General features: G+C 33.4%; 13 protein-coding genes. 9 read left to right on the forward strand and 4 right to left on the reverse strand.

Features of this window, described 5'->3' with window-relative positions; translation table 11 throughout:
* Positions 1-115: 115 nt before the first annotated feature.
* Entirely contained in the window at positions 116-1999 is a 1884-nt protein-coding gene (gene dnaK / locus BOW57_RS16055) for a molecular chaperone DnaK (RefSeq protein WP_089052288.1), read from the reverse strand.
* A gap of 385 nt (positions 2000-2384) precedes the next feature.
* Here dnaK and BOW57_RS16060 point away from each other — a divergent pair, with 385 nt between their 5' ends.
* Positions 2385-2822, forward strand: a complete 438-nt coding sequence (locus BOW57_RS16060) for a thioesterase family protein (protein WP_089052291.1) — start codon at positions 2385-2387, stop codon at positions 2820-2822.
* An 81-nt stretch (positions 2823-2903) separates the two neighbouring features.
* On the opposite strand, the gene BOW57_RS16065 is transcribed toward BOW57_RS16060, so the two are convergent.
* Entirely contained in the window at positions 2904-3596 is a 693-nt protein-coding gene (locus tag BOW57_RS16065) for a hypothetical protein (protein WP_089058179.1), read from the reverse strand.
* 358 nt (positions 3597-3954) lie between these two features.
* Here BOW57_RS16065 and BOW57_RS16070 point away from each other — a divergent pair, with 358 nt between their 5' ends.
* From BOW57_RS16070 to BOW57_RS16090, 5 genes are all read left to right on the forward strand, one after another.
* Positions 3955-4344 carry a DUF1398 domain-containing protein gene (locus tag BOW57_RS16070; protein WP_129055709.1) on the forward strand — a complete coding sequence of 130 codons (390 nt, stop codon included), beginning with the start codon at positions 3955-3957 and terminating at the stop codon, positions 4342-4344.
* Positions 4345-4410: 66 nt separating this feature from the next.
* Complete coding sequence (locus tag BOW57_RS16075) at positions 4411-5211, forward strand: ThuA domain-containing protein (protein WP_129055711.1); 801 nt, start codon at positions 4411-4413, stop codon at positions 5209-5211.
* Positions 5212-5222: 11 nt separating this feature from the next.
* Positions 5223-6077 (forward strand): sulfurtransferase, encoded by an 855-nt coding sequence (locus tag BOW57_RS16080; protein WP_129055713.1) that lies wholly within the window; start codon positions 5223-5225, stop codon positions 6075-6077.
* A 40-nt stretch (positions 6078-6117) separates the two neighbouring features.
* Positions 6118-7359, forward strand: coding sequence for an ATP-binding cassette domain-containing protein (locus BOW57_RS16085; RefSeq protein ID WP_129055715.1), 1242 nt, complete (start codon positions 6118-6120; stop codon positions 7357-7359).
* A gap of 8 nt (positions 7360-7367) precedes the next feature.
* Positions 7368-7979 carry a hypothetical protein gene (locus BOW57_RS16090; RefSeq protein WP_129055717.1) on the forward strand — a complete coding sequence of 204 codons (612 nt, stop codon included), beginning with the start codon at positions 7368-7370 and terminating at the stop codon, positions 7977-7979.
* Positions 7980-8069: 90 nt separating this feature from the next.
* Here the strand turns inward: BOW57_RS16090 and BOW57_RS16095 are convergent, their stop codons facing one another.
* Both BOW57_RS16095 and BOW57_RS16100 read right to left on the reverse strand, forming a co-directional pair.
* Positions 8070-9113: an RluA family pseudouridine synthase gene (locus tag BOW57_RS16095; RefSeq protein WP_089052297.1), complete on the reverse strand. Its 1044-nt coding sequence runs from the start codon at positions 9111-9113 to the stop codon at positions 8070-8072.
* Positions 9103-9726, reverse strand: a complete 624-nt coding sequence (locus tag BOW57_RS16100; protein ID WP_089052298.1) for a PASTA domain-containing protein — start codon at positions 9724-9726, stop codon at positions 9103-9105. The genes BOW57_RS16095 and BOW57_RS16100 overlap by 11 nt, the downstream gene beginning before the upstream one ends.
* Before the next feature lie 512 nt (positions 9727-10238).
* Between BOW57_RS16100 and BOW57_RS16105 the strand changes: the two genes are divergently transcribed.
* The 3 genes from BOW57_RS16105 to BOW57_RS16115 form a co-directional block, all read left to right on the forward strand.
* A complete protein-coding gene (locus tag BOW57_RS16105; protein ID WP_089052299.1) occupies positions 10239-11210 on the forward strand; it encodes a D-alanine--D-alanine ligase in 972 nt (323 codons plus the stop codon).
* A gap of 158 nt (positions 11211-11368) precedes the next feature.
* Entirely contained in the window at positions 11369-11827 is a 459-nt protein-coding gene (gene coaD, locus BOW57_RS16110; RefSeq protein ID WP_089052301.1) for a pantetheine-phosphate adenylyltransferase, read from the forward strand.
* Positions 11828-11871: 44 nt separating this feature from the next.
* On the forward strand, positions 11872-12486 hold a 615-nt coding region (locus BOW57_RS16115), incomplete at its 3' end, for a WG repeat-containing protein (protein ID WP_164973725.1).

Raw genomic sequence — 12486 nt, forward strand, 5'->3', positions numbered from 1 at the left:
TATTGTTTCCACTACTTAAACGTGAATTATATCCATAAAAAAAACCGAGCCATTTCTGACTCGGTTTTCATATTCAATTGTAAAGGCACATAATAATGCGTCTCTACGGAGTAAATTATTTTACCTCTTCGAATTCAACGTCTTCAACGTTGTCTCCTTGAGATTGCTCTTGTTGTGGAGCAGCTTGTTGTCCTGCATCACCTTGAGCGTACATTGCTTCTGTAGCTGTTTTCCAAGCTGCATTAACATTGTCTAATCCTTTTTGGATTGCATCAAGATCTTGAGATTGGTGAGCCATTCTCAATTCAGTTAAAGCATATTCGATAGCTGTTTTGTGCTCATCTGTAATTTTATCTCCCAATTCTTTCAATTGACTTTCAGTTTGGAAAATAGTACTATCAGCTTCGTTCAATTTCTCAGCTCTTTCTTTTGCAATTCTGTCAGCATCAGCGTTAGCTTCAGCATCTTTTTTCATTTTTTCGATTTCTTCAGCTGTTAATCCAGAAGAAGCTTCGATACGGATATCGTGAGATTTTCCAGTTCCTTTATCAGTTGCAGAAACTTTGATGATACCATTAGCATCGATATCGAAAGTTACTTCGATTTGAGGAACTCCTCTTGGTGCTGGCGGAATACCATCTAAGTGGAAACGACCGATAGTTTTGTTATCAGCAGCCATAGCTCTTTCTCCTTGCAATACGTGGATTTCAACAGATGGTTGAGAATCAGCAGCAGTAGAGAATACTTGAGATTTTTTAGTTGGGATAGTTGTGTTAGACTCAATTAATTTAGTCAATACACCACCCATAGTTTCGATACCTAAAGAAAGAGGTGTTACGTCAAGTAACAATACATCTTTTACATCTCCAGATAAAACTCCACCTTGAATAGCAGCTCCAATAGCAACAACCTCATCAGGGTTAACACCTTTAGATGCTTTTTTACCGAAGAATTTTTCAACTTCGTCAGCGATTCTTGGCATACGAGTAGAACCTCCTACAAGGATAACTTCGTCGATATCAGATGTAGATAAACCTGCATCTTTTAATGCTTTAGCAACTGGCTCCATAGAACGTTTTACTAAAGTATCAGATAATTGCTCAAATTTAGCTCTAGATAATTTTTTCACTAAGTGTTTTGGTCCAGAAGCAGTCGCAGTTACGTAAGGTAAGTTGATTTCTGTTTCAGCAGAAGATGATAATTCAATCTTAGCTTTCTCAGCAGCTTCTTTCAAACGTTGTAATGACATTGGATCTAAACGTAAATCAATACCTTCTTCAGTTTTGAATTCGTCAGCTAACCAGTCAATAATAACTTGGTCAAAATCATCACCACCTAAGTGAGTATCACCATTTGTAGATAATACTTCGAATACACCGTCTCCTAATTCAAGAACAGAGATATCAAAAGTACCTCCACCTAAATCGTAAACAGCAATTTTTTGATCAGTTCCTTTTTTATCTAATCCGTAAGCAAGTGCAGCTGCAGTTGGCTCATTGATGATACGCATAACTTTAAGACCAGCAATTTCTCCAGCTTCTTTAGTAGCTTGACGTTGTGCATCGTTAAAGTAAGCAGGAACAGTAATAACCGCTTCAGTTACAGTTTGACCTAAATAGTCTTCAGCAGTTTTTTTCATTTTTTGAAGTGTCATTGCTGACAATTCTTGAGCAGTGTATAAACGACCGTCAATATCCACACGTGGCGTATTGTTGTCACCTTTTACAACACTGTAAGGAACTCTTTTTGCCTCTTCTGTAGTTTCAGCAAAAGTGTGTCCCATAAAACGTTTAATAGAAGCAATCGTTTTTGTAGGATTCGTTACTGCTTGTCTTTTTGCAGGATCACCTACTTTAATTTCGCCACCTTCAACAAAAGCGATGATAGATGGAGTTGTTCTTTTTCCTTCTGCGTTAGGAATAACAACTGCTTCGTTACCTTCCATTACAGAAACACAAGAGTTCGTCGTACCTAAGTCAATTCCGATTATTTTACCCATTTTTTATATATTTAATTTTTGATTTAATTTTATAACTCAGGTGGCATAAGTCAATCTTTGTGCCAATATAAAAAACTAAATAAAATTGTCAGTTTTATTATTGGCACGACAATAATCGGCTGACAACATGACATTTTTTAAACCTGACATGCATGGCATACTCCAATAATTCATGTCATTATTTTAGCATACTTAATTATTACTTTCCTTCCAAGTTTCTTAAATAAAACCCTGTCTCAAATCTATTTACATAAAAAACTTCAAAACTCAACTGTACCAAAATCGATTTATTCCCCGCGCAATTAAAAATATTTAACTACTAAGAAAAACTCCCATTTCATATTTATTCGTAATTTCGATTTCTCATTAAAATTACAATTACAAAATGGCATCATTTACAAAAGAAATATCTTTTCGCTGGTCAGATCTAGACCCAAACTTTCACGTTCGTCATAGTGCTTATTACGATTTTGGCGCGCAGCATCGTATCGAAATTCTTGAAGAATTAGGTTTAACTTTAAGAGTAATGCAGACACAAGGTTTTGGTCCTGTTTTGTTTAGAGAAGAATGTGTTTTTAGAAAAGAATTAAAACTCTCAGACAAAATATTTATTCATACCAAAACATCAAAAATGAAAGCCGACGCTTCACGCTGGTCTATTATTCATGAATTTAGACGTGAAGACGATACACTTTGTGCCGTTATTACTGTTGATGGTGCATGGATGGACACTAAACTAAGAAAGCTAGCTTCTCCAACACCTGAAATTGCAATTCAAGCATTGAGTATTTTTCCTAAAAGCGATGATTTTGTTGGATTATAAAATTAAATCTGACTATGTACAAAACATTAAAATCCGAAAAGCAATCACTTTTCGGTTTTTTTATTTCCTTTTAAATCAAACCTATTCAAACTTCAATCCAAAATTTACCCTGTCAAAAGTAGTACTGCAAGAAATAGCAAATCGGCCAATATTTACAGTTCCAAAAATTCCTTCAACACCATGTCCCGAGTAAAATCCACCTGCAGAGAATCGGTTAACCTGATATTTTAAGGCAATATCATTAACCCTACTGCTTAATTGCCCGAAAACAATAAAATTTGGAACAAACTCATAACTGGCAAAAACCTTCGGAACCATTTTTTGATAATAATCAAAACTTTCATCCGTTTCATAATCCATACTTACAGAATGTACATTCTCTAAATTTCCTCCTACATAAGTATTTTCTCCAAAATGATACGAAATACTAAATCCTGTAAATGTTCCTTGATAACCGCTTCGAGAATCAACATAACCTATGCCGATTGTAGCTCTAAATTTATCGCATATTTTCCCAATATAACCAATATAAGTCCTGTCAATCTCAGATTTATCAATCCCGGCACCAAAAATAATATCTTCCTGACACATCGCAAGAGCATACTGAAAATAGGCCGAATATTGATCTTTATTAGCCGCAACAACACTTCTTCCTTTATCAAGATCAATATTAGCAGATATCAAAGTAGAGTTTATAACGGCGAAATCAAAAGTATTGATTTCCTGAGCAAATGCAGAGACGGAAAGCAAGAGTATAAGTATTGTTTTTTTCATAATACTAATTTTAGCTGACAACATTCTTACACTAATTTAAAGACAATTTTCCTGTTAATAAAAGAAGTCCCTCCAAGTACCACATTACTCGTTTAAATACATTATTTTCACAATCAAGATCATTTAATCGATAAAAACACAAAAAATAATCGATAAATGGCTTTAAAAACTACAAAATAACTTAGAATACCCTTTTTCTGATAACTTTATGACACTGTTCTTTGTATTTCAAAATGCTTAACAGTAATTTTATACTTTGCAATTTTTCAACCTTATTAAGGATACATTACTTAATTTGATTCATTAATAAAATCAATAATCGTATTTTTGAAAAAGTAATTAATTAAAAACGAAACATATGTTTACTATAGAGCAAATCAAAGAGGCTCACGCCAAAGTACAAAGCGGTGCCGACTTTCCAAATTATATACAAGACCTGATTATTCTGGGCGTAAAAGGCTATGACACATTTGTACACGATGGTCATGTCGAATATTACGGTGTAAACAATTATACTGTTACTTCTGATGAAAAATACAGACCAATTGCAATTGCTCCAACGGTTAATAAAGAGCTTTTTATAGAATTTTTAGTAAAACATCAACACGGCGAAACAGATTATATTACTTTTTGTAACCATTCTGGTCAATGCGGCATAGCAAAATGGAGAGTTGATATTATAGAAATGACCTGCACTTATTTTGATAGCGCAGAAAACGAAATTCTAATTGAGAAAATTCCAAGTTAAGCTGCCTTAGAAATGCTTATTTTCAATAACACAAAATATTTTACAACTAAAAAAAGTATCCTTTTGATGCTTTTTTTAGTTTGCTTTACAGGATTTTCACAGCAAAAAAAAGAAAAACCTAAATTTAAGGTTATTGCTTTTTATACGGCAAAAAATGATCAAGCTCATATTAGTTTTGTTCATGAAGCCAATAAACGATTTCCTAAAATCGCAGAAGAAAATCATTTTGTTTATGATTCGACTGACAATTGGAACAACTTGAACGAGAAATTTTTAGCCAATTATCAAGTCGTTTTATTTTTAGATACAAGACCTGAAACCTTAGAGCAGCGAAAAGCCTTTGAAAAATTTATGAAAGATGGCGGCGGTTTTATAGGTTTTCACTTTTCTGCTTTTGCTTTAAATGATTCAGAATATCCACAAAACTGGAATTGGTATCACAATACTTTTTTAGGTTCCGGCGAATATGTAAGTAATACATGGAAACCTACATCGGCGGTTTTAAAAATTGAAAATCAGCACTCCGCAACAAAAAACCTTCCTAAAACCTTTGCTTCAGCACCAAACGAATGGTACAGATGGAATAATGATCTAAGAAAAAATACAGACATAAAAATTCTTGTTGCGATTGATGAAAGCAGTTTTCCGTTAGGAACAGGACCAAAAGCCAGCGAAATTTGGCATAATGGTTATTATCCTGTTGTCTGGACAAATAAAAATTACAAAATGATTTATATCAATATGGGACATAATGATATAGATTATGACAACGGAACTAACAAAACGCTTTCGTATACTTTTGAAAATGAAACCGAAACTAAATTAATTACAAACAGCTTACTCTGGTTAGGAAGCTCTAAAAAATAAATTTATCCAAAATGGCTGCTAAACTCTCTCCACTTATAAATGCTGAAGAATTATTAAACCTGAGCAATTTATCTGAAATCATTCTAATTGACGCCAGAGCAGGAATTAATGCCGAAGAAAATTTCAAAACTGAACATTTACAAGGTGCGCGTTATGTTGATTTAAACAAAGATTTAGCAGCAGTCGAAAATCCTGCAAACGGCGGCAGACATCCATTGCCTTCTTTCTCTAAATTTTCTGAAGTACTTTCTAAATTAGGAATTTCGCCGACATCGCATATTATAATTTATGATGATAAAAACGGTTCAAACGCCGCTTCTAGGTTTTGGTGGATGCTAAAAGCAATTGGTCATGAACAAGTTCAAGTTTTAAACGGCGGTTTACAAGAAGCCATAAAAGCAGGTTTTCCTGTAAGTTCTGAAATCAAATTTTTTGAAGCAGTAGAAAATTATCCCATTTCTGAATGGAAACTAAAAACAGCCGATATTGAAGAAGTAGAAAAAGCCCGAAACAATAGCGAAAGCATTGTAATTGATGTAAGAGATAAAAATCGTTTTGACGGACTTACTGAGCCTTTGGATTTAATTGCTGGACACATTCCGGGTGCCATAAATATTCCGTTTAGCGAAAACCTGGATGAAAATGGTCTTTTTAAATCTTCAGATGCTTTAGCGGAAAAATATACAGCAATTTTAAAAGACAAACCATCCGAAAATATAATTGTACATTGCGGATCAGGTGTTACAGCTTGTCACAGCTTATTAGCAATGGATTATGCCGGAATAGAAATTCCGAAACTTTATGTAGGATCATGGAGCGAATGGTCCAGAAATGATCGTGAAATGGCAGTAAAAAAAACAGAATAAATAGAATACAACACAATCAACAATTTTTTAAAATACAGAAATGCAGCATTGGGATATACTTTTATCAAATCAAGTAAATAAAAAAGCTTTTATAGACAGTTTGCTTTCGAGTGAAGCAAAAGGAGAATTAGCCGTTTTTAACAATCAAAAAGGGATTTTGTTCTCAGACATTGCAATTGAAAAATTCATTGAAAAAGAATATCAATACGATAGTGTCGAAGCATCACCAGAATCACACAGACAGCTTCGTACATTTTCATCGGGCGAACGTAAAAAAGAATTTTTAAAATACTGTATCAATCAAAAGCCCGATTTTATCATTTTCGATAATCCGTTTGATCATTTAGATCAGGCTTCTCGTGTAGTTTTGGCAGAATCTTTAAAAAATTTAACGAATGAAATTGCTATTATTCAACTCCTAAATCGTACCGTTGATGTTCTTGATTTTGTTCCGAATAAAGCGCAGATTAACGACAATACTTTTGAACTTCATCCAATTTCAAAAACCGAAAATCATTTTAAAACTCTAAATACAGCCGCAATTCCTAAAGCGATTGAGTCACATACTTTTCACGAAAGTGTATTAATTAAACTCGAAAATGTTTCTGTAAGCTACGACGAAAGAAAAATTCTTGATACTATTTCTTGGACTATAAAACAAGGTGAATTTTGGCAGTTAGTTGGTCCAAATGGTTCTGGAAAAAGCACTATTCTATCTTTAATCACAGGCGACAACCCAAAAGGATTTGGTCAGGATCTTTTTTTATTTGGAAGAAAAAAAGGAAGCGGCGAAAGCGTTTGGGACATCAAAAAGCAAATTGGAATCTTTGCAACTTCAATGACTGATTTATTTCAAAAAAGTCATACACTTGAAGAAATGATTCTTTCTGGATTCTTTGATTCTATTGGACTTTACATTGAGCCAACAACACATCAAAAACAAATTGTTTCGCAATGGCTTGAAGTTATCGAAATGACACATTTAAGAAAAAAACGTTTTATAGATCTTTCTATCGGACAACAGCGAGTGGCATTAATTGTTCGCGCCGTTTTAAAACATCCGCCGTTATTAATTTTAGATGAACCTGTAGAAGGCTTAGACGACGAAAATGTAGATTTAGTTATTCAGCTGATCAATACCATCAAACAGGAAACTAACGTGACTGTATTATACGTTTCACATCGAATTGAATCTGGACTTGCTCCTACTTCTGTATTTGAGCTTTTGCCAGCACCAACAGGTTCTATTGGTAAAATAAAATACCATTCAGAATTAAACTAAACAAAAAAATGAGATTTAACCATTATGCAGCTGTACTTACAATACTTCTGCTTACCTCCTGCTCCAATTCAATTTTTACAGTTAGAAAAGAATATAAGCTCGCTGAAGTTTCAAAACTAAAATCAGATTGGAACAGTGATTCAAAAGAATGGTTTCTAAAAAAAGATACTTTGATAGGAACTGGTGGCCCAATGCACTGGGGAGTAATACTATCCAAAAAACAACTTCCAAAAAACTACGAAATTGATTTTAAAGCAAACATGACCAACGAATCTTTATTTGAAATTATGTTGAACTTTGATAAAGAAAACTACATTAGAACTTATCTGTATCAAATTGATCAAAATATAGTTATTGGTAAAGGAGTTTACTACAAAGACAATGACGAATATGGTAAACGAGGCGGAAAAAGCCTATTTACCAAACCAATGAAGTTAGAAAATAACAAATGGTACAACGTAAAAATAAAAGTTCAAAATAATCAATTACTCTTTTCAGTAAACAATCAAACCTCGTTAGAATGTTCCCTAGAAAAAAGTAATCTAAGTCAAAAAGGAAAACTAGGTTTCATAACCAACGGAGAAGTCAAAATAACTGATTTAAGTGTCAAAACACTGTAAAAAACACTTACAGTTAAAACAAAAAAAGCTCCATCAGGAGCTTTTTTATATAACAAATTATCTAATTTTCTAATTGACAAATTATCTAATCTAATTCTCTTCGTCTTCTGTATTATGTGATTTGACATAATTACGCCATTTTTCAATACAATCCTTAAAATCCTGTGGTAATTCTGTATCAAAACGCATCATTTCGCCTGTATTTGGATGCACGAAACCAAGTGTTTTTGCGTGCAAAGCCTGACGCGGCAACGCTTTAAAACAATTTTCAATAAACTGCTTGTACTTTGTAAAAGTAGTTCCCTTCAAAATCAAATGTCCGCCATAACGTTCATCATTAAACAACGGATGTCCAATGTGTTTCATATGCGCACGAATTTGATGTGTTCTTCCTGTTTCTAATTTACAAGAAATCAAAGTAACATATCCAAAACGTTCCAAAACTTTATAATGTGTAATTGCAGGTTTTCCAATTTCTGGATCAGCAAAAACTGCCATTTGCATACGATCTTTTAAATGTCTTGCTAAGTTTCCTTCAATGGTTCCCTCCTCTTCCGTAACATTCCCCCAAACAAGAGCAATATATTCACGCTCAGAAGTTTTTGCTTCAAATTGTTTTGCCAAGTGAGTCATTGCTGCCTCCGTTTTTGCCACAACCAAAAGTCCTGAGGTATCCTTATCAATTCTATGCACCAAACCTGGACGCTCGCTGCTGTTCATTGGCAGATTATCAAAATGATGTGCCAAAGCATTTACCAGCGTTCCCGTATAATTACCGTGACCAGGATGCACAACCATTCCCGGCTCTTTATTAATCAATAAAAGAGCGTCATCTTCATACACAATATTCAACGGAATATCTTCTGGCAGAATATGGTTTTCAAACGGCGGATGCGATAACATAACCGTTACAACATCAAAAGGTTTAACCTTATAATTTGATTTTACTGGAATATCATTTACAAAAATATTTCCTTCAGTAGCGGCGTTCTGAATTTTATTTCGAGTCGCATTCTGAATCAAATTCATTAAATATTTGTCAATACGTAAAAGCGCTTGACCTTTAGGGACTTCAAATCTAAAATGTTCGAATAATTCGTCTTCTAGATCTAAATTTTCAATATTATTGTTCATCTTGTGGGGTTTCAGTAGTTGGTGCAGCCGTACTATCCGCAGCCTGACCTTCATCTTCATAAGTTGCTTTTCCGTCTCCTAAAACCAAGTCGATTTTTGAAGCCTTCAACACACGATCTCCTACTTTTAAATTTCTTCCTTTATATCGCATCTCCAAAACCATATCTTTTCCAAGATTAGGAATATAAGTAATTGTTCCCGGTTCAAGCCCTAAAGCTTTTAAAGTTGGAACCGCTTCACGATACGTTTTTTCAATTAAATCAGGAATTCTAACAGACGAGAATCCTGATGAATTAATTTTAATATATATTTTTCTTCCTACTTTTACTTTTGTTCCCGGCAATGGATCTTGCTCAACAACACTATATTTTGGAAATTCACTACGATAATCAACACTATCTAAAAGCACATAATCTAAATCCAATTCATCCAGTTTTTGCTCTACCTGCTCCTCTGTCAGTTTTGCTAAATTTGGAACCGCGATTTCATGACCATGATCCGTGGTAAAAGTCAGCCAATGCATAAACAAATAACCTAAAACGGCAATAATAGCAGCCGCACTTAATACTTGAATAAAAAATACTCGGCTTGTTAAATACTTACGTAAACTCATAAATTTATTTTTATTAGAGGCAAAGATAAAGCTATTTCGTTTCAAAAAAAATGATAATTTTGTTTTAAACAAGAAAGCTTTTAATATGCTTTATGATAAGGAGCTGTTTCCTGCTGTCCGCTGTATCTTTTATGGCGAACACCGCCACAAAAGGATGCCGCTTCCATCAGGGCTAGGGCACTTGGTTTCAAAAGAAGATTTTTGTTCTTTATTTTAATAACGCAACCACAATATTGTCAAGCTGAGCGGAGTCGAAGCCTCCGCAAAGTGATTCAATAAACGGTGCTTCGACTCCGCTCAGCCGGACAAACAAAACGAATAAAAAACAATTCGTGAAAATTTGAGAAATTCGTGGCAAACAAACAGTCAAACAAACAAACAAACAAACAAACAAACAAACAAACAAACAAACAAACAAACAAACAAACAAACAAACAAACAGTTAAACAAACAAACAGTTAAACAAACAAACAGTTAAACAAACAAACGATTAAACAAATAAACAGCATAGAATGAAAAACATTGCCATCATCATGGGCGGATATTCAAGCGAATACAAAATTTCGCTTATCAGCGGAAACGTTGTATATCAATATCTTGACAAAACAAAATACAACGGATTCCGTATTCATATTTTTAAAGAAAAATGGGTATATGTAGACGAAAAAGAAGCGGAATACGCAATCGACAAAAATGATTTTTCTGTAACTATAAACGATCAGAAAATTACTTTCGACTGTGTTTTCAATGCTATACACGGAACTCCAGGAGAAGATGGATTAATGCAGGCTTATTTTGAATTATTAGGAATTCCGCAATCATCTTGCGATTACTATCAATCAGCTTTAACATTCAATAAAAGAGATTTATTATCTGTTTTAAAACCTTACGGAATCAAAACAGCAATTTCATATTACTTAAACAAAGGTGATGTTATCAATACCGAGGAAATTGTTAAAAAAGTAGGCTTGCCATGTTTTGTTAAACCAAACAAAGCTGGATCTAGTTTTGGAATTTCAAAAGTAAAAACAGAAGCTGAACTTCCAATCGCGATTGAAGTTGCTTATAAAGAAGACAACGAAATCATCATTGAAAGCTTCCTTGACGGAACCGAAGTTTCTGTCGGAGTAATCAATTACAAAGGCGAAATTAAAGTATTACCAATTACCGAAATCGTATCTGACAATGACTTCTTCGATTATGAAGCTAAATATGAAGGAAAATCACAAGAAATCACACCAGCCAGAATCTCTGATGAATTAACACAAAAAGTAAGTGATGTTGCCAAACGTGCTTACGAAGTTCTAAAAATGAAAGGATTCTCAAGAAGTGAATTTATCATTGTAGACAACGAACCGTATATGCTAGAAATGAATACAATTCCAGGTTTAACAACAGAAAGTTTGATTCCGCAGCAAGCAAGAGCCGCCGGAATTTCTCTCGAAGATTTGTTTACAAATGCAATTGAACTAGCTCTTTCTTAAAGACGCTAAGATACTAAAGTGCTAAGGTTCTAAGATCTTAGCACTTTATTTTTTAAACACAATATTACCACACTGAGTAAAGTCGAAGTCTTCCAAAGAACCTTTTAACCTAAAAACTCACAACCTTAGAATCTCAGAACCTTAGAACCTTAAAAAAAATGCGAAAAGCCTTATTCCCAGGATCATTTGACCCAATTACCTTAGGTCATGAAGATATTATCAAAAGAGGAATTTCTTTATTTGATGAAATCGTAATTGCAATTGGTGTAAATGCCGAAAAAAAATACATGTTTTCATTAGAAGAAAGAAAACGTTTTATTGAAGAAACTTTCAAAGACGAACCAAAAGTCTCAGTTATCACTTATGAAGGTCTGACAATAGATCTCGCCAAAAAACAAAAAGCCGATTTCATATTAAGAGGTTTGCGTAACCCTGCCGATTTCGAATTCGAAAAAGCCATTGCGCACACCAATAGAAAACTTTCTAAAATTGAAACTGTCTTTTTATTAACTGCTGCAAGCACATCGTATATAAGTTCAAGCATTGTTCGTGATGTATTGCGTAATGGCGGCGAATATGAAATGCTTGTTCCAGAAGCGGTTAGAGTTAAAAAATAATTTTAGCTCCAATATCTAAGTCATCATCAAATTAAACTTAAACAATGAAATTATACATTTCGGTTTTATTTACAATTTTATTTATAAATAGTTCTTATTCTCAAGTTAGTTCAGAAATCTCATTAACCACATCACAAAGTCAAGTTTTAATAAGTAAAAAAGGAGAAACATTTCAATTAACAGATCAAGATGGGAAAATAGTAATTTCAGATATAGACAGTCTTTATCAGAAGAAAAAATCAGATTTTATTTTTATTAAAAAAAAAGGACTTTGGGGTGTTGTTTCTAATTATGGTAAGATATTGATTCCTATTAATTTTAATAAAACAGAAAGAATTTACAATGAATTCTGGGCAGTCACCAAAAATCAAAAAAAAGGCGTATTTAGTATACCCAAAGGAGAAATACTTCCTGTTGAATTTGACAATATCGAATTCTCTCAGTCCTATAACCAAGAATTTATTGTAAAAAAAGACGGTAAAAAAGGTGTATTCAATTATTTAGGAAAGGAAATAATTCCTATTGATTATGATGAGATAAAAAAGAAAAATGGCGTTCTCGTTCTTTCTAAAAACAACAAAACAAACTATTTTTTAAATAATAAAATCATTTCAGATTCTTTAGTTTTAGATAAAAGTTTTGAAATCTATGGAGACTAT

Origin of the sequence: Flavobacterium sp. YO64 (assembly GCF_004119505.1) — a bacterium.
GTDB lineage: Bacteria > Bacteroidota > Bacteroidia > Flavobacteriales > Flavobacteriaceae > Flavobacterium > Flavobacterium oncorhynchi.